This window comes from Phycisphaerae bacterium, from assembly GCA_041652575.1.
In the GTDB taxonomy this organism is placed as follows: domain Bacteria; phylum Planctomycetota; class Phycisphaerae; order Sedimentisphaerales; family UBA12454; genus UBA12454.
In genome coordinates this window covers 285,160-305,581 of record JBAZHC010000001.1, presented here as the reverse complement: position 1 = coordinate 305,581, position 20,422 = coordinate 285,160, and the positions used below count along the sequence as shown (strand labels likewise).

Here is a 20,422-nt window from a genome sequence, read left to right as displayed (position 1 = left end):
TTAAATCTGTGTAATCAGCGATTAATAATTTAGTGTAAATTCTTGGTTCAACCTCTATTTTTTCGGTACCGGTCGGTCTTCGCTGCGCTTCGCCCCGACAGGCATTCCAAGTTCGGCAAGGACGGTTTTCATATCTTCCCAGACTTTTCTGCGGTTATCGTCGGAATAATTTCTAAGTAGATATGCCGGGTGGAACGTCGGCATAAGTTTTATCGGCTCAGAAAAATCGTCGAAATAATAATCATGGAATTTGCCGCGCATCTGGCCTATCGGCTTGTTCGTATTCAAAAGCGTCTTCGTAGATGGCGCTCCGAGCGCAACGATAACTTGGGGTCTGATTAACCCGAGCTGTTTTTTCAGAAACGGCAGGCAGCTTATGATTTCCTCCGGCCGGGGTTCGCGGTTCTCCGGCGGTCTGCATTTTACGATATTGCAAATATAAACATCGCTTCTCTTTAAGCCCATCCCGATAATGATTTTATCCAGAAGCTGGCCAGACCTGCCGACAAACGGACGGCCCTGGGCGTCTTCATCGGCGCCGGGGCCTTCGCCGACAAAAACTAATTGGGCATTGGGATTTCCTTCGCCGGGCACTGAATTTTTGCGGGTTGTGCCGAGTACGCATTTGCGACAGGCTGCGACTTCTTTGGCAATTTCTTTAAGCTCATTGATATTGTCGTTATTTTGCGGTTGAGCAGATGCAACAGGCTTATCTGATTTCACAGAAAAGCCTGTAAAATACTCCTCCAGTTTGACATGCTGGTCAAAAACCTTCCTTAGATTCTTATCTTCCTTCATACGTAGAATTGTAATAAACAACGCACAATACGACAATAAAAAAACCCCCGGTAAAACCGGGGGCTAAATATTTAATTTTTTATATTTTATTTTTAATTTTTGTTATACAACGCCCTGTGCGAGCATTGAATCGGCGACTTTAACGAAGCCGGCGATGTTTGCGCCAACGATGTAATTGCCCTTTGCGCCGTACTTTTCAGCGGCAGCACTGATATTCCTGTAGATGTTGACCATGATGTTCTTCAATTCAGCATCTGCACGCTCGAATGTCCATGCATAACGCTGGCTGTTCTGAGCCATTTCAAGACCTGATACAGCGACACCGCCTGCGTTTGCGGCTTTGCCGGGCAGGAAGGCGACTTTGTTTTCAATCAGCAAATCAGCCGCATCCGGAGTAGTCGGCATATTTGCGCCTTCTGCTACGACTTTGCAGCCGTTCTTTATCAGTGCCTTTGCTCCTGTCACGTCAAGTTCGTTCTGAGTTGCACATGGCAGAGCTATATCGCATTTTACAGTCCAAATGCCGTTGCAGCCTTCGGTATATTTTGCGCTCTTGTGAATTGCACAATATTCCTTGATTCTCTTTCTTTCGACTTCTTTAATCTGTTTTACAGTATCGAGCTTAATGCCCTGCGGGTCGTAGATATAACCGTTGGAATCGCTCATCGCGACGACTTTACCGCCGAGCTGCTGGACTTTTTCGGTAGCGTAGATAGCTACGTTGCCTGAACCGCTGACTGTAACGGTCTTGCCCTCGAAATTGCCGCCCTGCTCTTTTAACAGTTCATCTACGATATAAACAAGGCCGTAGCCTGTCGCTTCAGTGCGAACCAGACTGCCGCCCCAATTGAGTCCCTTGCCGGTGAGAACGCCGACGAATTCATTGCGGATTCTCTTGTACTGGCCGAACATAAAGCCAACTTCACGGCCGCCAACGCCGATATCGCCTGCCGGTACGTCTGTATCGGCACCGATATGTTTGCAAAGCTCGGTCATAAAGCTTTGGCAGAAACGCATAACTTCATTGTCACTCTTGCCTTTGGGGTCGAAATCGCTGCCGCCCTTGCCTCCGCCCATCATCAGGCCGGTGAGAGAATTTTTCAATATCTGCTCAAAACCGAGGAACTTGATAATGCCCAGATATACGCTCGGATGGAAACGAATGCCGCCCTTGTATGGGCCGATAGCGCTGCTGAACTGAACGCGGAAACCTCTGTTGACCTGAACCTTGCCATTGTCGTCAATCCAGGGAACTCTAAACATTACAACTCTTTCAGGCTCAGTAAGTCTTTCAAGGATACGTGCTTCGATATACTGGGGATTCTCATCGAGAACCACAACCAGACTATCGAGAACTTCTTTAACTGCCTGGTGAAACTCGTTTTCACCCGGATTACGCTTGAGCACGAGCTCATAAACACTTTCAACTACTTTTTTCGAAGACATTTGTGCACCTCCATAAAAAATTAAGGGTTTTTTTTGTTGCTATTACTATAAAATTTGTTAATAATGTTTATCAATGGGAATTAATAAAACAAGCTGGTTTTTACTGATAATAAGCCAAAAAAACGCATAAATCCAATTTTAAATGGTAATATCTTGTATAAGTAAAACTTATAATAGGCACAAAAAACCAAGTTAATGACCCATATTTAGAGGGAAAAATGAAGCCAAATGAAAGATTGAGCACAGGTTTGCCGGGGTTCGATAAGATAATCAAACAGGTTTTGCCGGGCGACAATATCGTCTGGCTGGTGGACAGCCTCGATGATTTTATGCCTTTTGTCGAAGCATATTGCAAAAACGCTCTCGGCAGCGGATGGGAACTTGTATATTTCCGATTCGCCAAACACAAACCGTTCGTTACCGCTCAGGATGGCGCAAACGTAATCGAGCTTGACCCCGAACAGGGATTCGAAACATTCACCACGAAAGTACACAACGTAATAAATCAGTTCGGCAAGGGACATTATTATCTGTTCGACTGCCTCAGCGAACTTGCGCCGGCCTGGTGCAATGACCGGATGCTCGGCAATTTCTTTATGCAGGTCTGTCCGTATTTGTACTATGCCCAGACTGTAACCACATTCGCCCTTCTGCGTAATTATCATTCGTATCACGCCACAAGGCCCATACTCGATACGGCACAGGTTATTTCCAACGTTTACAAATACAAAGGCGATATGTACGTTCACCCGTTAAAGGTTGACGGCAGATATTCGACCACAATGAATATGATACACCTATGGAAAGGCGATGATTTTCTGCCGGTGCGAGATAGCGGCCGTATAACCGAAATCCTGGCAAACGTAAGCGGTGTCGAACTTGATATCGCAAACGAGAGACTCGGATTCTGGGCAAAGACGTTTCACGATGCGGAGCTGCTTTTAAAAGACTACGAAAACAAGCGGTGCACCGACGATGATATCAACAAGCGTTTCGAGCAGATTGTCAGAATGGCCGTGTCACGCGACGAAAGAATCCTTAAAATGGTTCGCAAATACCTGAACCTGGCCGACATCATACGAATAAGAAAAAGAATGATAGGCACGGGCCTGATAGGCGGAAAAAGCGTCGGTATGCTGCTGGCACGGGCGATACTCGAAAAAATGGACGATAAATTCAAACAGCTCCTCGAGCCGCACGATTCGTTTTTCATCGGCTCGGACGTATTTTACACGTATCTCGTAAGAAATAAAATCTGGTGGATAAGACAGAAGCAGCGAGCCAGCAGGAATTTTCTCGACGGCGCAGCGGAAGGCAGGCAGCGAATACTTCAGGGAGATTTCCCGGAATATATCATAAAACAATTCGCCGATGTGCTCGATTACTTCGGACAAAGTCCGATTATCGTCCGCTCAAGCTCGATTCTCGAAGATAACTACGGCAACGCTTTTGCCGGCAAGTACGAAAGTTTCTTCTGTACAAACCAGGGAACAAGACAGCAGAGGCTGGCGGAATTTACCGACGCGGTAAGAAAAATATACGCAAGCAGTATGAGCGAAGACGCTTTGATGTACAGGGCGAAATGGGGACTTTTGGAAAAAGACGAGCCGATGGGCCTTTTGATTCAAAGAGTTTCCGGCGCACCGCACGGCAGATACTTTTTCCCGCAGGCGGCAGGCGTCGCCCTTTCGTTCAATCCCTATGTCTGGAACGAAGACATAGACCCCCGAGCGGGAATGATTCGCCTGGTCTTCGGACTCGGCACAAGAGCCGTCGACAGGAATGACGACGATTACGCGAGAATCGTCGCGCTGAACGCACCGGCAAAAAGACCTGAAACAAGCGAAACCGCGAGAAAATATTCCCAGCAGAAAGTCGACTGCATAGACCTCGAGGCGAGAGAATTTGTTTCAAGGCCGTTCGCTGAAATAGTTTCCGCCTCGACAGAAGACGATAATTTGCGGCTGGAACTCTTCGCGTCGCGCGACATAGAAATGGAAAAACGTGCCGCGCAGCTGGGGCGAAAGGAAATATTCAGCAGGTCGATAACATTCGAAAAACTCCTGACAAAAACAGATTTCGCGAAAAATATGAGAGAAATGCTGAATATCATCGAGAATACATACGCCTCGCCGGTGGATGTGGAATTTACGGTAAACTTCCAGAGCGAAACGGAGTATAAAATAAACCTTCTGCAGTGCAGACCGCTGGAACAAAAAGAAGGCGGAACAATAATAGACCCGCACATGGAGAAAGATTCGAAGGATTTAATTATCGACGCGGCAGGGCCTGTCATAGGTCAGGGCAGACAGATTACGATAGACCGTATAATCTATATCTCGCCGGAACAATATACCAAACTGAAAATTTCGGACCGCTACGAACTGGCCAGACTCATCGGCAAACTGAGCCATATCGATTCTGAAAAAGACAAAACAATAATGCTGCTCGGACCCGGCAGATGGGGCACAAGCACGCCTTCGCTCGGAGTGCCGGTGTCTTATCCGGAAATAAACACCATCAGAGTACTCGTGGAAATAGCAATTCTGAACAAGGAAATGTCAACCGATGTTTCGCTTGGCACACATTTTTTCAACGACCTTATCGAGAGCGATACGCTTTATCTGGGCCTGCTGCCTTATCGACAGGGCAATATCCTCAGGACGAATTTCTTTGAAAACGCACCTAATATGCTGGCTGAAATACTTCCGGATGCGCAGAACTGGGTAAATGTTTTAAAGGTAATAGACCCGCAAATCACCTGTCCGGGCAGAACATTAAATCTTTACGCCAATGCTATAGAACAGAAATTCGTTTGTTATTGCAAAGGGTAGCCACTAAGACACGAAGACACGAAGAAAAAATATATATAAATAATTTAGTGTCTTAGTGCCTTGGTGGCTCAAAGAAATATGCAGATTGAGTCGTTACAGATTTTTTGCGATTTAGCGGAACTGAAAAGTTTTTCCCGCACTGCCGAGAAAAATATGATAAGTCAGTCTGCCGTCTCGCAGCAGCTTGCCCAGCTTGAAAAATCATTTACCACGCCTTTAATCGACCGTAATAAAAAATCATTCGGCCTGACCGCGACGGGAGAACTGTTTTATAACACGTGCAAAGACATATTAAGCAGATATGAAAATTTCCAGAGCAGCCTTAACTACCTGAAAAATTCGACCAAGAGCAAAATAAGCGTGGCCGCCATTTACAGTATAGGAATGCACAGCCTTCAGAGTTATATAAAAAAGTTTATGACATTATATCCGCAGGTTCATCTCGACATCGAATACCTCAGTGCCGCTGAAATTTATAACCGGCTGCTGCTCGGCAAAATCGACGTCGGGCTCGTTGCGGTGCCGAGAAACAATCCCGATATTCAGCTTTTTGATTTTGTTTCCGAGCCGCTCGTACTGGTTTGCAGTCCGCAGCATACTTTCGCGAAAAAAACAAATATCGATATCTATATGATGCAATACCAGCCGTTTATCGCGTTTGCAAGGAATCTGCCGACAAGAAACTGGATAGACCAGCTCCTGCTGCGTTATAATGTAGCCGTAAAACCCGTGATGGAGTTCGACAACGTCGAAACAATAAAACGGGTAGTGGAAATAAACGCCGGCGTGAGCATAATGCCGGAGACGACAATAAAAAATGAGCTGACAAATGGGACTTTAAAGGCAATTCCATTTTCAAATGAAAAATTTAAAAGGCCGACCGGCATAATAATAAGAAAGAACCGGGCAATGAACGATAACTTAAAGGCGTTTATCGAACTGCTCTATGGCAAAACTATTAAATAGCCACAAAGGCACAAAGAAAAAATTTTAGTTTTGAGTTGTGGCGTTCGCCAAAGGGCAAATCCGAGAAGCGGGCATTCTGCTTGATCGCCTTGTTATGAAATTTTTATTTTCTTTTCAATGATAAAATCGCCTATTAATGCTACAAAACCAACTAATGTTATCCACCAAGAAATCCATGGATAAGGGGTTTCATTTGCCCAATTACGAATTTCTTCCAGTGTTGCCACATGGCTAGTTCTATATGTATCTTTTCTCATATAATTGACTGACGCGGATGAGATACCACCAATTTCATATTTCATCACGCTTTTAGTTAGGTGAGTGAGATTTTTTTCTTTTTCACCTGATGGTGGTGGAAATTTCTTCATAAATTCTTTTGCTGCTGGTTGTTCAAGAGACATTCCGGTATTTGAGTTGAGTACCCAATTTATAATTTCTATACGGTGTTTATTTTTCAAATATCCTTTCAAATCTGTAAATCCAAGGATAAGTCCTATACCAATCGTTATTATACCGGTAAGTTTTAACAATAATGATAGGTTTTTTATTATTTTACTATTCATAACAATGTTATCCAGTCTGTATAAAACGGGAAACACAGGCCTTCCAATTCCACGATGATATCAAAATCTTCCTTGAATTAAAACCATCCGACCAAAAAAGTGTTAATGATTTTTTCTTCTCAAAACCAATCCACCCAAGCCGAGAAGTAAAAGCGTGGCGGGTTCGGGGACAAGAACAATTTTGGCCGTATTGCCAATTAGAAACTGGTTGTCGAATTTATCGCCGTTTGCAAGTGTGCCAGTAAGTCTTCTTACAGGATCGTTATACCAGATACCACCAAGCTGGCTTGTAATTTCGCCAAAACCAACATGTATTCCGTCAATAGCAAAATCAAAACCACTGATTGCCAGAATCATTTGCTCCTGCAACTGCATCCCAAAATACAAACTCCCTCTTGCTATAGTCCCGCCGGACATCGTTACCCGGCTGTCCCCGCTGGCGGACAAACCAAAGCCTAACGTCCCATCGGTTATCGTTAACTGGCCGTTGTTGGTGGCATACAAAGCATCACCCACCGTCCCGCCGGACATTGTTATCTGACTGTTGCCGCAAGCATACAAAGCATTAACCGTCCCTCCGAACATCTTGACTTGGCTACTGTCGTAGGTTTGCACCACACTGCCTACCGTCCCACCGGTTATCGTTACCTGGCTGTTGTGGAAGGCAACCAAAACCGAATTTATCGACCCACCTTCAAGCAAATTAAGTGTAGTTTGCATTCCCGATGCTTCATCTGCTTCATCCACGTAGACACCATCATTAATTGTATAATTGATATTGTACGTTCCTCCATCATTGAACGCTATGCCAAACCCCTGACCGGCTGCCATAAACAGAACCGCCGCCGTTAAACAAATTGTCAGTCTTACATTTTTCATTTCCTCTTCCTTCCCAAATAATATGCGTAGAAATACCGCTGAATTGTAAATAGACGGGAAATCCTCAAACAACCTCTCATTTTCTTCCTTCTCCATTGATAACTGCTTCTATTATAGCCGTTTTCTGCTGACAAGCAAGGGGAAATATGATAATTTATAGTATAGATTCCCGCCCCTGCGGGAATGACAAAATCCCGCCCTAAGCGGCGGGGGCCAAACAAATTAGTTGATAGTGAATAGTCATTGGTGCAATGAAAATCAAAGCAATAATATTCGATTTGGACGGCACGATAACAGAACCATATCTGGATTTCGACAGGCTAAGAAAAGAGATAGGTCTTCCCGCCAATTCAGAGCCGCTTCTTGAGGCAATGGAAAAAATGTCTGAAGCCGAGAGAAAAAAAGCGGAAGAAATCCTGTACAAACACGAACAGGCGGCAATCGAACATTCGACATTGAACAAAGGCGCCGCCGAAACTCTACGAATACTCCGGCAGATGAAAATGCCTATCGGCGTATTGACGCGAAATACCCGCAGCAACGCCTCGGCAGTGGCCCAAAAACACAATATCGAATTCGACGCTATTTTCGACAGGAACGACGGCCCTGTAAAGCCGGACCCGTTCGGAGTAAAAATGCTATGCAGGCATTTCAATGTCAGACCACAGGAAACGCTTGTCGTGGGAGACTATCTTTTCGACCTGCAATGCGCAAAAGCGGCCGGCGCCACGGCGGTCTGGATGAAAAATTCGGAACAATCCCGGCAGTTCACCGACTTTGCGGATTATACGATTGACAAACTGACCCAAATCATTGATATAATAAAACAGAATACAGAACTCGGAACACAGAACTCAGAAGAATGAAAAATAAAATCGTAATACTTATCGTTTTACTTGTATGTCAGAGTGTCAGCTTTGGCGGCGAACCTAATGACAGCAATCTGCCGGTGCAAAAAGAAGTCATTCAAACAATAGAAAAACTGAATTCCGCCGTCGCCAAACTCCGGCAATTAACCGCTCAGGTCGAATACATACACGCTCAGCCGTTATTCGATACGCAGACTATCCGAACAGGCGATATTTTTTATGTTAAAGACGTTAACTGCACCGCGCTGAGGATGAATTTTTTAACTATAAAACAGGACCAGTCCCCGCGGCTCAATTACAGAGAAGATTACATCTTCGACGGAATGAAGCTGACAAAAATCGATTACCAGGGCAAGTCCGCGATAACAGAACAGCTCTCGAAAGACAAGCCTATCGAACCTTTCGAGCTGGTGCAGGATTATTTTCCGATTATCGGCCTGGCGAAACCAGATGAAATGACCGGGCAGTTTAATATAACTGTTTCGCAAAGCGTGCTGTGCCTGATACCGAAGGAAAACTCGAAATTTTTCAAGACATATAAACATATTGAAATAACGATAAACCCCGTAAATTCTCTCCCCTGTGATTTTTCGGCAGTAACCAGTGAAGACGAGAAAATAACAATAAAACTATCTCAAATTGATACTTCGACAGCCGTCAAAAATTCCGTATTCGATATGAATATACCTGCGGATTTTGTGAAGACACAAAAGTAAGAAATTGTTTAATCGCTGTCAACTTCCGGGCACATCATTATATATTCGCGAATCGCATCCATATTGGCCATTGCCACGGCAATTTTGTCGTCCGCTGCGCCATAATAAAGATACAGGCGGTTATTCTCTTCGTTAACCGTTGCGCCGGTAACGAAAACAACATCGCTTACATCGCCGATTCTCTCATAGTCCGCCCGCGGGCCGAGAACCCATTCCTCGCTTCTGCGAAGCACCTTCCACGGCTGCTCAAGGTCCAGCAGTGCTATACCGATTCGATATATCTGTCCTGCTGTGGTAGCTCTTACGCCGTGATAGAAAATCAGCCAGCCTTCGGGAATCTCTATCGGCTGGGCGGCAAGACCTATCCGCTGGCCGTCCCAGAAGGCGTGACGGGTTCGCAAAAGAACTCTGTGGTCGCCCCAATGTTTCAAATCAGGCGACATACTAAGCCAGATATGTGCTTCTCCCTGGACGATTGGACGGTGAATGAGAGCGAACCGGCCGTTGAATCTTCGCGGGAAAAGACAGGCGTCTTTGTCTTCCGGCGGAAGCATCGCGCCCATTCTCGAAAATGTGTGGAAATTCTTGGTTATTGCAAGCGAAACAAGAGGCCCGCCTTCGCTGAATGATACGTAAGTTATCCCGAAATGTCCCTGCTCTTCGAGCCAGACAATTCGCGGGTCTTCCAGTCCCCATCGTTCCTCCCGCGAGTCGTGGTCGGCTTCCATCGTGGGCTTATCATCAATCTGCCAGTTTGTAAGGCCGTCTTTGCTCTTACATAAAGTCAGGTGGGAAAATCCTCTCATATCCTCGACGCGTGCCAGCAGCAATGTGCAGTCAGGAAGTTTTATCGCCGCAGGATTAAAAACTGAATTGACAGGATAGGGCCAGTCCTTTGCTTCGAGTATCGGATTGCCTTCATACCTTCTGAAAAGGTCATGAGCAAGCTGTTCACGGGAAATATCCGCCATCGTTCGTTCCTTCACATCAAAAACATAATTCGCGCAAAAACTTCCACCCATCAAATCGACAGGAAAACAGTATCACTGAAGTCAGTTTTAAAGAAAATTACCACTCTGTCAATGTAAGTCTTATAAAACACTCAAAATACCGCAAGTATTTGACAAAACATTTTATCCTGATATAGTTTGTCTCTTTAAATAGGAGTTATAAATGCAGATTGACAGACTGGTTTTAGGCGAATACGGGAACAACTGTTATGTGGTCCGTAAAAATGAAAAAGCTGTAAACTGTATTATTATCGATACCGGGTTCAGCTCGGAGCCGTTAATAGATTTTTTAAAGAAGAAAAAACTCAATCCCCAGGCTCTGATTCTCACTCATGGACACGTTGACCATATCGCAGGTGCCGCTCTGCTGCAGCAAAACTTCAGCAATATCAAAATATGTATTCATAAAGCCGATGCTTATATGCTCGGTGATTCTGTAAGCAATTTTTCCAGTTTTCTGGGCAGGAAAATTGAAAGCTCGCCGGCCGACATCCTTTTGGAAGACCAAGGGCGGATTGAATTTGCGGATGTGAAATTTTCCATTCTGCACACGCCCGGCCATACGCAGGGCGGGATTTGCCTTTACAACAGCGATGAAAAAATTCTCTTCAGCGGCGATACGCTCTTTTCAGGGTCGGTCGGAAGGACTGATTTTCCCGGATATGACATAGAAAAATGTTTTAAACAGCTTATTGAAGGCATCAAAAATAAATTACTCCTTCTGCCTGACGATACGGCAGTTCTGCCAGGACATGGGGAAAATACCACTATAAAACAGGAAAAAGCACATAATCCTTATTTACGGTGAAAAGCATAAAAACTCTTGTCAAAAGCACAGGATTCCTTATAATAAGCCCCTAAAATAAATGATAGGTTCGGAGACACAATGGAAAATCATCGTATAAGTAAGGTTAAAAAGAAACGCAAAAGCGGTTTTCTGACAAGAATGAGAACCAAAACCGGTAGAAATATCATGAAAAGAAGAAGACGCATAGGCAGGTCGCTTAAGCTGAGAAATACGTAAATGGACGTTAAAACAGGCTTTTTAAAGCTTCGTTAAGATTATTACACACTTTTGCGCCTGCACCGGCAAGTCTTTCTCTGGATTGATGGCCGGCGGGCAGCAGCAGACAATCGGCTCCCAACTCACACGCCACCTCGTAATCATGCGTCGTATCGCCAATAAGAAGAATTTCTTTATTGTTTGCCGACAGGTTCTTCAGCAATTCTTTGCCGGCATCGACCTTGCTGTGAGCGTAATAGTCGTCAAGGCCGGCGACATTCTCGAAAAAATCCTTCAAACCAAACATCTCCAGCGCCTCAATTAATGATGACCGCTGCGAAGCGGAAAGAACCGACTGCAAAAAACCGCGGGCTTTCAGCGCTTTTATGACATCGATGACCCCCTCCCGCAAACTGCACCTGAACCGCTGCGATTCATAATCGTGGATATATTCACGGGCAATTTCATCGAAAGATTCTTTATTAAAATCAAAGCCGAGCCTGAGGTAATAATTCACCACAGGAAAATCGAAGTCCGTCTGGTACCGGGCCAGGGTCGTTGTTTCCATTTTCCGGCGAACAAGCATCCGGTTGAGTATCTCCACACACAGCCATGCATCGTCAAGCAATGTGCCGTTCCAGTCCCATATAATATGTTTATATTTTGTAAAATCGGAAATCATCAGGCAGGAGATTCTTGCAGATTTGACAGGACAATTCAAGGATAATTACAGACTATAAATTCGCGGCAATATCAGTCAGGACTCGTACTTTTTGAATTCTGGTCCGCCGGAACTGCCGGGGTATTCGGCCCTGCAGGCACAATAGAAGCAATTGCCAGAAGTTTTTGCCATTTCTTAATCTGTCCGGACCACAACGGATATTTACCACCGGCGGGAATTTGCACGGCAACAAGAGCACGGAAAATCTGTTTTGCCGCCTGGCTCTGGTTATTCTCCGTAAAATACTTGTCGAGCACCTTCGAAATTTCCTTATCCGGCCCGATATCGGACGAAAGCAGGACATTGGCCAAAAGCTGCTTGGCAGATTCCGTCTGACCTGAACGTAAATTCACTTCAAGCAGTTTGGCGGTCAATTGTTCTTTTTCATTCGGGTCTGTCGTTGTCAACAGAAGCATCCCATAATATTTCGCAGCCAGGCCGTACAGCGACGTGGCGGCATAATGTTCGGCAAGCGTACGCCGCAGAGAAAACAGCGAATTAGCGTCCTGCTCGGTTTCTGCTTTCTTTTCTGCCGCTTCAAATAAAGCCCGGGACCTTGCAAGAAGAAATTCATCTTTTTTCGATTTGGCAAGACTCGATAACTGCTGAGCCCACGAAATCAGGACGTCGGTCTTGCAGAACTGAAAGATATTCATCATCGCATCGGCGGCCCGCTGACGCTCCGTATCCGCCGAAGCCGTAGTCGTCAGATTGCCGAGCCAGTCAAGATCCTGCTGGGTACCAATCTGACCGGCCGCGGAAATAAGTTCGTCGCGTATTTTGCTGCTCGAATGACTGGTAAAGCCCCTGCTTTTGAGTATCTCGAAAGCTCCGGCCTGGTCAACTCTCAAAAGACCTGTAACGGCAGGCGCCGCAATCTGGTCGTTTTTGTCGTCTATGGCGCCAAGAAAAATATCCCTGAAGACTTCGCCCGCAATATCTTTGTAAAAACTGTCGCTGCCGCATAATCGTGCCATTTCTTCGAGAAGGCGGGCCTTGGCCTGTTCGTCAGTCGTCTTGCGGTAACTGGCGGCAATAAGCTCGAAATAAGGTTTCACGCGGGACGTATCAAGGCCGTTCTGTAAAAGCAGATTACGAATAACCTCCGCCGCTATCACAGGATTGTTATCCTTGAAAAACTCGGCAGCGATATTCATGGTTTCAATCCTGACCTGCGGATTTATTTTCACTTCCGCTCCGGGCGAAAGAGCAAAATTACAGACATGTCCCAGCGCGATAAGTATCTCTGTTTTAACATCCATTTCAGTTTCTGCCTTGAGCTGAACCAGCAGGGCATCGGCCGAATTGATATTGGTAAGCAGTCCGAGCAGCTTCGCCGCGGCAAGTCTCACCGCAGGGTTAGCATCGGAAATAAGTACGACAAGCGGTTTTTGGAAAACATCAAGAGGCAAAGGCTTGCCGCTCTTTTGCCACATATTAATCTTTTCAATCGCCCAGAGCTTGACCGAACTGTGTTCAAAAACAAGATTATCGGCGACAAATTTTGCGCGAGCGTTATCATCCGCAGTCGCCTGATAGATATTATCCAGTGACGTCAGATATCTTTTCTGCCATTTTAAAATATCGTCGTTAAGCTGACGCACCCTGTCCTGCTGGGCAAGCAGTCTTTCACGCACAATATCTATCCGGCCCCTTTCTATATCCCTGCGAATCTTCTGCCATTGCTGCCTGTCTTTGCCTATCGGCAGCCATCTTTGTAAAGCGTCCGCCGCCGCAGAAGCTACTACCGTCTCGTCGCTGTCGAGCAGACCTATAAGCAGCGGAACAGTCTCTTTATCTGGACGAATCTGAATGGCATAAATCGCATTCTTTTTTGCCGCAGCAGGCAGGTCGGGATTTTTTATTATATCATCAAGCCGGCCCCTAACCTCTTTGTATGTAAAAATCAAAGAGGCCTGAGCTGCAAGTGTTGCCACTTCGGTATTTTGACCTTTGAGGATATTAAACAACGGTCCGATAAAATCTTCTTTATCAGGAATAAGCTGCGGGGTGCTTCTGAACTTACTTATCGCCCTGCAAATGGAACTCTGTGCGGCGGCATTATCGTTCGAGGCAAGAGCTTCGAGCAGAACCTGTCTTGTCGCAGATTCATCGCTTTTGAGCAGTTCAACCGCCGTATCTATCCGTATCTGCTCGTCAGTGGAATTGAGAAGTGTCCAGCGATTGATTTTCAATTGACCGTTAATATCCTGTACGGAAGTATCAACTGCCGCATAAAGAAAAGGCGCAAGACATAAAAACAAAAACATCGACAAAATTATGTCTTTGATATCGGGTCTTTTTTGGTAAATAGTGCTCATTATAGTCCTATTCGTCCTTTTCACGGCATACGCTTTAATGGCATTCTACGTTCAGTAAAAATGATTGTAAATAAAAATAACAATTATCGATAACTCAACAGTTTTCGTGCAATCTGCACCACCGCGTCGGAGCGGGCAAGACCGGCACAATTGCGCTTCATTTGAGCTCTTTTTTCGTCCGAATTCATAAGTTCGCAAAGAACAGCCCATAAAAGCATTGCGGTCTTTTCAGTATCGCACAAATCATCGACTAAACGCCCGCAGCCGGCATCTACGAGAAACTGCCCATTGAGCCTCTGATGCTGGTCTTTGTGATAAGGATAAGGCAGACATATCGCCGGCGTTCCGGAAGCGGCAAATTCCGCCACGCTCATCGCACCGGCCCTGCCGATAACAAGGTCCGCCGCGGCGAGCAGATTCGGCATATCATCGCAATAATCCAGAACCTTATAACCAATTCTCGCCTGCCTGTAAATCGTTCGGACGGTATCGTAATGGGAGATGCCCGCTAAATGAACAATCTGCCAGCTCTCGGCAAAGCCCTGGAGCCGGTCAAGAAGATACCCTAAAACATTATTTATATTTTCCGCCCCGCCTGATGCGCCTGTAACGAGAAGTATTTTCTTTTTCGGACTCAGTCCCAGTTTTTCAACAGCTTTGGTTTTGTCAGGATTGAAAAACGCTCCGCGCAGCGGGCATCCAGTTACTATGACCTTTTTATTATTTAATCCGAAATAATTGCTTGTCCTGGCAAACTGAACAAAAATATCCCTTGTGTAACGGGCAAGAAAACTGTTCGCCTTGCCCGGCACAGCGTCAATATTAAGCATCGCGACCGGTATCTTTAAATTTTTCGCGGCAAGGACGGGACCTGCGGAAACAAAACCGCCTATACTGAAAAGAACGGCTTTTTCCGGTTTATCATCGAGCATTGTTTTTTTCGCGATTTTTTTGGCCGCAAAAATAGAACGCAAAAACGAAAAAAACTGATAAGGATTTTTTGAAAGTCCCATAGCGGGCAGTGGAATAAAACTAAAACCGGTACCGGCAAGAACCCTGGCATCTATAGGCCTTTGACTGCAAAAAAAGGTTATTTTGCAGGACGGCTCTATTTTAAAAAGCTCCTGAGCAACCGCGACAGCGGGATAAATGTGACCGCCCGTACCGCCGCCGGCAAAATAAACCCTCACACCTATTTGTTTTTTGTCAGCAATTTGAATATTTGATGATAACGGTATCATTCTAATGTCCTGTATCTTTAGTACAACTGTGCAAATAGGTGTGAGGGTAAAAGTGTCTCATTCCTCGCTCCTTCTGGCAACGGATGCAAGGAGCCCGGCCGCCGCCGCCGCAAGAAACAGATGTGTTCCGCCTGCACTTAAAAAAGGAAGGGCAATGCCCTTTGTGGGTAAAAGACGGGTAACGACGCCAAGATTTATCATCGCCTGAAAAGTTATCGTAAGAACAATACCGAAGGCAAGTAGTTTGCCGAAGTCGTCCGGACATCTGTAAATAATAATTATTCCAAGAGCTATAAAAAGCAAAAACAGCAGAATCACCACACAGACGCCGACAAAACCAAGCTCCTCGGCTATTATCGCAAAAATAAAATCGGTGGTATCTTCCGGCAGATGGCCATACTTGCTGATTCCGCCGCCGAGACCTTTCCCCAAAAGACCGCCGGTCGAAACGGCGATAAGAGACTGCCTGATTTGATAGCCCGAAGTCTGGGCCGTAGAATCGCCCGGCTGAACAAACGACTTTATCCTTTCAATTCTTTCCGGAGAGGAAAGTATCGCAAGGGCAAAAACAGCAACCAGCACCGGCAATGGCGTCAGGAAATGCCACCACTTGCCGCCTGCCACGAACAAAACCGCAAGACTTACAAACGCCACAAACAAAGCCGTGCCGAAATCTTCGATCAGTATAAGCCCCGCTATAAAACCGATAAGCAGAAAAATCGGCACAAATCCTTTAAAAAAACTCCTGAGCCTTTCGCCGAACATCACCGAAACCGCGGGAATAAATAAAACGAGCGACCATTTTGCCAGTTCAGACGGCTGGAAATTGAGCGTTATCGGACCTGCGCCCAACCTTAACCATCGGCGGGCATTATTAATCTCAACTCCTATGCCGGGAATAAGCACGATAACAAGCAATATGATACTGCCACCGACAAGATAGGCCGTTGGGTTCTTAAGCCAGCCTCCCAGAGTATTGTCTGAAAAAGCGAACTTTCGATAGTTAAAGAAGCTGACGCCGAATACAATCCCAATCGCCGCAAGAAAAAACAATGCCTGCTTAAACTCCGGATATGTATAAAATTTAAGAAGGTTGTATTCGATATCTATTCTTGCGCTTGCGCTGAAAACAAAAATCGCGCCGATAGCCATTAGCGTAACTGTCAGGCAAACCACCATATTAGCAATCGTCCGATTTTCAGGTATTATCTTCACGGAAAAGGATTATCCGCAAAACAGGCCGAAGAATCAATCACAAAACCGGAAAGGTATATCGGAGTTTTTAATAGACTTAAGCGGTGCCAAAACTATAATTCGCCTATGCCTTTTACGCCTTATCATTTTGGACCTTCAGGACTGCTCGGATATATCTTCCGCAAGTGGATAGACTTTCCGGTGTTTGTGCTGGCAAATGTAGCGGTTGACCTCGAAGTGCCGCTGATTAGCATACTGCATCTGGGCTGGCCTTATCACAGGCTCTGCCATACTTTTCTTATAGGTTCGGTCGTCGGAGCGTTTTGCGGATTGGCCGCCTGGCCCTGGCGTGATGTTCTTGGCCGGGCTATGGAGAAAATCAGGATACCATATCAGACAAATTTCCTGAAAATGATTATTTCAGGCATTCTCGGTGTATGGATGCACGTGCTTATTGACGGGATTTATCACTACGATGTAAAGCCTTTCTGGCCGATAAGAAAAAATTACCTTTGGCGGCTGCTGTCACAAAACCAGGTAAAAGAAATTTGCATCGTATGTTTTGTTATATTGATAGTGCTCTATGTTTTGTCGCGTATGAAAACCAGCCGTAAAACTACAGACTGAATATCCTTATGCTATTTACTCTTCCACAGCGTTCGGTTCGTTGTCGTCTTCGACGATGGTAACCGTGGTTTGCTGCGATTTCATTTTCTTCTGCAGCGAAAGCGTCGTTGCCGAACTGATAAATAAAAGCACTCCGACAATCGTCAGTAAAAGCGCCAGTCCCGATGCCGAGAGGGAAACGCCGCTGACCGCAAAACCTTTGCCTCTGATTTGTCCGCCGGATTTGCTGACCTTACTCATGGCCATTATGCCCAGAACCAAACCGAGTATCCATGTGATAAGAGCAAGGATACCGAATACGAGACTGAGTATCCATGTAATCAGGGCCATTATGCCGAAGATAAGGCCGAGTATCAAAGTTATGCAGAATATACCGAACAGCGAAAAGCCGGTGATGCTGAGAATTGTCGAGGTTATTGCCATGCCGCTGGTTCTTGTCGGCTTACTGTAAACGAACACTCCGCCGCAGCTTTGACATATCGCAGCGTTTTCAAGATTTTCGGCACCGCATTTTTGACAATACATTTTTCACCTCAATTAAAAATCCGCCGCTATTGTAATACGGCTATAAAGGATATTCAACCCAAAATAAAACTATTGTTTCCTTAAAAAATCTTTAATCTCGTTAAGCAGATTTATCGCCTGTATCGGCGTAAGATTATTAACATCAAGGCCTTTCAGCTTTTCAAGTACATCCTTTTCTTTCTGGTCGAAAAGCTGGTTGTCAGGCTGTTTTGTCCGCTGTTTCGTGAGTTTATCGCCTGAAGTTTCCTTCTGAAAAGTATTTTCCAGCTCAGCAAGAATCTCTTTACTGCGTTCAAGAATGGATTTGGGAATCCCGGCAAGTTTGGCAACGTGAATGCCGTAACTTTTGTCCGTTCCGCCGGGGACTATCTTATGCAGAAATACCACCTCGTCCATCCACTCACGAACCGCGACATTGCAATTTTTCACATTAACCAAAAGTTCCGCCAGAGCGGTAAGCTCATGATAATGCGTCGCAAAGAGTGTTCTGCATTTTATTTTATTTGCGATATGTTCCGTTATCGCCCATGCAAGAGACAGGCCGTCATAAGTGCTCGTCCCCCTGCCGACTTCGTCGAGAATCACAAGCGATTTTTCAGTCGCGTTGTTAATGATATTCGCCGTCTCGGTCATCTCAACCATAAATGTCGATTGCCCGCGCACGATTTCATCCGATGCGCCGACTCGCGTAAAAATACTGTCAACCAGACCTATCTCCGCCTGCTTTGCGGGAATAAAACTGCCCGTCTGAGCCAACAGCACAAGAAGCGCCGTTTGCCTGATATAAGTGCTCTTGCCGCTCATATTAGGACCTGTGATAATCATCACATCACCGCTGCCATTGCCAAGTTCTACATCGTTCGGCATAAATTCATTGCCGAGAATTTCAGCAAGCACCGGATGTCTGCCGTCATTGATGACCAGTTCTGTTCCGTTTGTAACCTTCGGCCGGGTATAATTCTGCGACATTGCAAGATGAGCGAATGCGCAAAGACAATCGACCGTCGCGACAATTTCCGCGAGCGACATAATTTTTTGAGTATAGCTGCTGCACTGCGCCCGAATCTGTTCGAATAATTTCAGCTCAAGCTCGATACCTTTTTCTCCCGCGGTAAGAATTTTCTCCTCATATTTTTTCAATTCATCCGTTATGTACCGTTCAGCATTCTTTACAGTCTGCTTGCGGACATAATCGGCAGGTGCTCTATCGGCGTTGGAATTTGAAATCTCAATATAATAGCCGAAAACATTATTAAAGCCGACCTTCAGATTCGTTATACCGGTTCGCTCGATTTCCTTCTGCTGATACTGCGCAAGCCAGGTCCTGACATCTCTGGATATATTGCGAAGTTCGTCAAGCTCGGCATTAAAACCTGTCTTTATCACCCCGCCGTCGCGAAGATGCGTCGGGCAATTCGGCTCAATCGCCAAATCGAGCAAATCGGCAAGTTCTTTCATCGTATCGCAGTTTTTCGAAAGATTCACAAATATGTCGGCCGTCAGGCCAAGCAGAACTTGTTTCAATGGTTCTGTCTTTTTTAAGCTCTGCACAAGAGCAAGTAAATCTCTCGGCCCCGCTCTTAAAGTACTGATTCTCGCGATAATCCTTTCAAGGTCTGCGAAATTTTTCAGGATGCCGCGTATTTTTTCAAGTGCCGTAAGGCATCCCTCATCGGACTCTATTTTCTTTTCAATAAGCTCTCCGACCGCATCCTGTCTTAATTCGATTGAGCTCGTCTCGTTCAAAGGCATACACAACCAGTATCGCAGCATCCTGCCGCCCATGCCGGTCAGCGTGCGGTCGATAGTTTCAATCAGCGAACCTTTCCCGCCGCGAATCGTCGATAGAACCTCAAGACTTCTCAGCGTTACCTGGTCAATCTGAAGAAATTTTTTCTGCTCGACCAATTTAATACTCGAAATATGTCCCAGCGCGGTCTTTTGCGTTTCCTTCAGATATTCAATTACTGCCCCTGCCGGACTGATTATGAAACTGTCGTCCTTTATGCCGAACCCTTCGAGCGTCTTTGTGCCGAAATGGTCTATAAGCCTCTTATAAGCATCGTAAGGCTCGAAATACCATCCCGGCCGATATGTTATTATCGTACTGCCGGACCGTTCAATCTGCGATGCGAGTTTTTTAATCTCCTCGCCAAACAATTCGCCGCGCCCGTCCGGCAAAATACACTCCGCAGGCGAAATCCGCAGAATCTCATCGACCAACGCGCCTTCAGGAACTGCGCGAGCGAAAAAATGTCCCGTCGAAATATCGACCCAGCTTATCGCCGCGTTCTTCGTATTAAGACTTATCGCACAGAGAAAATTATCCTGTTTTTCTTCCAGCAGCATATCATCGGTAAGAGTTCCCGGCGTGATAATCCGGATTACATCGCGTTTGACAACGCCTTTGGCAAGTCTTGCGTCTTCGATTTGTTCGCAGACGGCGACTTTGTAGCCAGCCTTAATCATTTTTTTCAGATAGCCGTCAACCGCGTGAAATGGAACGCCTGCAAGAGGAACGGGATTTTCGCCCTTGCTTCTGCTGGTCAGCGTAAGGCCGCAAACCTGCGAGCAGATTTGAGCGTCCCTGTAGAAAGTCTCGTAGAAATCCCCCATCCTGAAAAACAAAATGCAGTCAGGGTATTTCTTCTTGAAGCTGTCATACTGCTTCATCGCCGGTGTTAATTTGTCTTGCTGTTGTGTCATATT

At 45.7% G+C, this 20,422-nt stretch carries 18 protein-coding genes; 7 read left to right on the top strand and 11 right to left on the bottom strand.

From position 1 onward, the window contains the following. Positions 1 to 54: 54 nt before the first annotated feature. Both WC496_01495 and gdhA read right to left on the bottom strand, forming a co-directional pair. Complete coding sequence (locus WC496_01495; GenBank protein ID MFA5291689.1) at positions 55 to 723, bottom strand: uracil-DNA glycosylase; 669 nt, start codon at positions 721 to 723, stop codon at positions 55 to 57. A gap of 177 nt (positions 724 to 900) precedes the next feature. Beyond that, complete coding sequence (gdhA, locus tag WC496_01490) at positions 901 to 2,244, bottom strand: NADP-specific glutamate dehydrogenase (protein MFA5291688.1); 1,344 nt, start codon at positions 2,242 to 2,244, stop codon at positions 901 to 903. A gap of 218 nt (positions 2,245 to 2,462) precedes the next feature. On the opposite strand from gdhA, the gene WC496_01485 reads away from it, so the two are divergent. Together WC496_01485 and WC496_01480 are read left to right on the top strand one after the other, a co-directional pair. Beyond that, complete coding sequence (locus tag WC496_01485) at positions 2,463 to 5,078, top strand: PEP/pyruvate-binding domain-containing protein (GenBank protein ID MFA5291687.1); 2,616 nt, start codon at positions 2,463 to 2,465, stop codon at positions 5,076 to 5,078. A gap of 78 nt (positions 5,079 to 5,156) precedes the next feature. Continuing rightward, entirely contained in the window at positions 5,157 to 6,044 is an 888-nt protein-coding gene (locus WC496_01480) for a LysR family transcriptional regulator (protein MFA5291686.1), read from the top strand. A gap of 92 nt (positions 6,045 to 6,136) precedes the next feature. Here the strand turns inward: WC496_01480 and WC496_01475 are convergent, their stop codons facing one another. Both WC496_01475 and WC496_01470 read right to left on the bottom strand, forming a co-directional pair. Continuing rightward, positions 6,137 to 6,607 (bottom strand): hypothetical protein, encoded by a 471-nt coding sequence (locus WC496_01475; GenBank protein ID MFA5291685.1) that lies wholly within the window; start codon positions 6,605 to 6,607, stop codon positions 6,137 to 6,139. 102 nt (positions 6,608 to 6,709) lie between these two features. After that, the gene (locus tag WC496_01470; GenBank protein MFA5291684.1) at positions 6,710 to 7,486 is read right to left on the bottom strand and encodes a PEP-CTERM sorting domain-containing protein; all 777 of its coding nucleotides are present in this window, start codon (positions 7,484 to 7,486) and stop codon (positions 6,710 to 6,712) included. A 251-nt stretch (positions 7,487 to 7,737) separates the two neighbouring features. Here WC496_01470 and WC496_01465 point away from each other — a divergent pair, with 251 nt between their 5' ends. After that, the gene (locus WC496_01465; GenBank protein ID MFA5291683.1) at positions 7,738 to 8,352 is read left to right on the top strand and encodes an HAD family hydrolase; all 615 of its coding nucleotides are present in this window, start codon (positions 7,738 to 7,740) and stop codon (positions 8,350 to 8,352) included. Further along, positions 8,349 to 9,071 carry a hypothetical protein gene (locus tag WC496_01460; GenBank protein MFA5291682.1) on the top strand — a complete coding sequence of 241 codons (723 nt, stop codon included), beginning with the start codon at positions 8,349 to 8,351 and terminating at the stop codon, positions 9,069 to 9,071. Before WC496_01465 ends, WC496_01460 begins: the two co-directional genes overlap by 4 nt. Positions 9,072 to 9,079: 8 nt before the next feature. Here the strand turns inward: WC496_01460 and WC496_01455 are convergent, their stop codons facing one another. Next, entirely contained in the window at positions 9,080 to 10,042 is a 963-nt protein-coding gene (locus tag WC496_01455; protein MFA5291681.1) for a glycosidase, read from the bottom strand. Between the two features lie 202 nt (positions 10,043 to 10,244). Between WC496_01455 and WC496_01450 the strand changes: the two genes are divergently transcribed. Continuing rightward, entirely contained in the window at positions 10,245 to 10,889 is a 645-nt protein-coding gene (locus tag WC496_01450) for an MBL fold metallo-hydrolase (protein ID MFA5291680.1), read from the top strand. A 78-nt stretch (positions 10,890 to 10,967) separates the two neighbouring features. After that, on the top strand, positions 10,968 to 11,105 hold the full coding sequence (rpmH, locus tag WC496_01445; GenBank protein ID MFA5291679.1) for a 50S ribosomal protein L34: 138 nt from the start codon (positions 10,968 to 10,970) through the stop codon (positions 11,103 to 11,105). 7 nt (positions 11,106 to 11,112) lie between these two features. Here rpmH and WC496_01440 read toward each other — a convergent pair whose 3' ends face one another. The 4 genes from WC496_01440 to WC496_01425 all read right to left on the bottom strand — a co-directional run bounded on the left by WC496_01440 (position 11,113) and on the right by WC496_01425 (position 16,582). After that, positions 11,113 to 11,766: an HAD family hydrolase gene (locus WC496_01440; protein ID MFA5291678.1), complete on the bottom strand. Its 654-nt coding sequence runs from the start codon at positions 11,764 to 11,766 to the stop codon at positions 11,113 to 11,115. A 71-nt stretch (positions 11,767 to 11,837) separates the two neighbouring features. Further along, complete coding sequence (locus tag WC496_01435) at positions 11,838 to 14,126, bottom strand: hypothetical protein (GenBank protein MFA5291677.1); 2,289 nt, start codon at positions 14,124 to 14,126, stop codon at positions 11,838 to 11,840. Between the two features lie 83 nt (positions 14,127 to 14,209). Next, a complete protein-coding gene (locus WC496_01430) occupies positions 14,210 to 15,367 on the bottom strand; it encodes a UDP-N-acetylglucosamine--N-acetylmuramyl-(pentapeptide) pyrophosphoryl-undecaprenol N-acetylglucosamine transferase (protein ID MFA5291676.1) in 1,158 nt (385 codons plus the stop codon). A 57-nt stretch (positions 15,368 to 15,424) separates the two neighbouring features. Further along, entirely contained in the window at positions 15,425 to 16,582 is a 1,158-nt protein-coding gene (locus WC496_01425; GenBank protein ID MFA5291675.1) for an FtsW/RodA/SpoVE family cell cycle protein, read from the bottom strand. Positions 16,583 to 16,687: 105 nt separating this feature from the next. On the opposite strand from WC496_01425, the gene WC496_01420 reads away from it, so the two are divergent. Next, on the top strand, positions 16,688 to 17,188 hold the full coding sequence (locus WC496_01420; GenBank protein MFA5291674.1) for a metal-dependent hydrolase: 501 nt from the start codon (positions 16,688 to 16,690) through the stop codon (positions 17,186 to 17,188). Between the two features lie 15 nt (positions 17,189 to 17,203). On the opposite strand, the gene WC496_01415 is transcribed toward WC496_01420, so the two are convergent. Next, positions 17,204 to 17,713, bottom strand: coding sequence for a zinc ribbon domain-containing protein (locus tag WC496_01415; GenBank protein MFA5291673.1), 510 nt, complete (start codon positions 17,711 to 17,713; stop codon positions 17,204 to 17,206). Between the two features lie 69 nt (positions 17,714 to 17,782). Further along, positions 17,783 to 20,419 carry a DNA mismatch repair protein MutS gene (gene mutS / locus WC496_01410; protein ID MFA5291672.1) on the bottom strand — a complete coding sequence of 879 codons (2,637 nt, stop codon included), beginning with the start codon at positions 20,417 to 20,419 and terminating at the stop codon, positions 17,783 to 17,785. Between the last annotated feature and the right edge of the window lie 3 nt (positions 20,420 to 20,422).

What these genes read in the sequence shown, in the direction of transcription:
- gdhA (MFA5291688.1), bottom strand. Translation starts at nt 2,244, where the DNA reads ATGTCTTCGAAAAAAGTAGTTGAAAGTGTTTATGAGCTCGTGCTCAAG.
- WC496_01485 (MFA5291687.1), top strand. Translation starts at nt 2,463, where the DNA reads ATGAAGCCAAATGAAAGATTGAGCACAGGTTTGCCGGGGTTCGATAAG.
- WC496_01480 (MFA5291686.1), top strand. Translation starts at nt 5,157, where the DNA reads ATGCAGATTGAGTCGTTACAGATTTTTTGCGATTTAGCGGAACTGAAA.
- WC496_01475 (MFA5291685.1), bottom strand. Translation starts at nt 6,607, where the DNA reads ATGAATAGTAAAATAATAAAAAACCTATCATTATTGTTAAAACTTACC.
- WC496_01470 (MFA5291684.1), bottom strand. Translation starts at nt 7,486, where the DNA reads ATGAAAAATGTAAGACTGACAATTTGTTTAACGGCGGCGGTTCTGTTT.
- WC496_01465 (MFA5291683.1), top strand. Translation starts at nt 7,738, where the DNA reads ATGAAAATCAAAGCAATAATATTCGATTTGGACGGCACGATAACAGAA.
- WC496_01460 (MFA5291682.1), top strand. Translation starts at nt 8,349, where the DNA reads ATGAAAAATAAAATCGTAATACTTATCGTTTTACTTGTATGTCAGAGT.
- WC496_01455 (MFA5291681.1), bottom strand. Translation starts at nt 10,042, where the DNA reads ATGGCGGATATTTCCCGTGAACAGCTTGCTCATGACCTTTTCAGAAGG.
- WC496_01450 (MFA5291680.1), top strand. Translation starts at nt 10,245, where the DNA reads ATGCAGATTGACAGACTGGTTTTAGGCGAATACGGGAACAACTGTTAT.
- rpmH (MFA5291679.1), top strand. Translation starts at nt 10,968, where the DNA reads ATGGAAAATCATCGTATAAGTAAGGTTAAAAAGAAACGCAAAAGCGGT.
- WC496_01440 (MFA5291678.1), bottom strand. Translation starts at nt 11,766, where the DNA reads ATGATTTCCGATTTTACAAAATATAAACATATTATATGGGACTGGAAC.
- WC496_01435 (MFA5291677.1), bottom strand. Translation starts at nt 14,126, where the DNA reads ATGAGCACTATTTACCAAAAAAGACCCGATATCAAAGACATAATTTTG.
- WC496_01430 (MFA5291676.1), bottom strand. Translation starts at nt 15,367, where the DNA reads ATGATACCGTTATCATCAAATATTCAAATTGCTGACAAAAAACAAATA.
- WC496_01420 (MFA5291674.1), top strand. Translation starts at nt 16,688, where the DNA reads ATGCCTTTTACGCCTTATCATTTTGGACCTTCAGGACTGCTCGGATAT.
- WC496_01415 (MFA5291673.1), bottom strand. Translation starts at nt 17,713, where the DNA reads ATGTATTGTCAAAAATGCGGTGCCGAAAATCTTGAAAACGCTGCGATA.
- mutS (MFA5291672.1), bottom strand. Translation starts at nt 20,419, where the DNA reads ATGACACAACAGCAAGACAAATTAACACCGGCGATGAAGCAGTATGAC.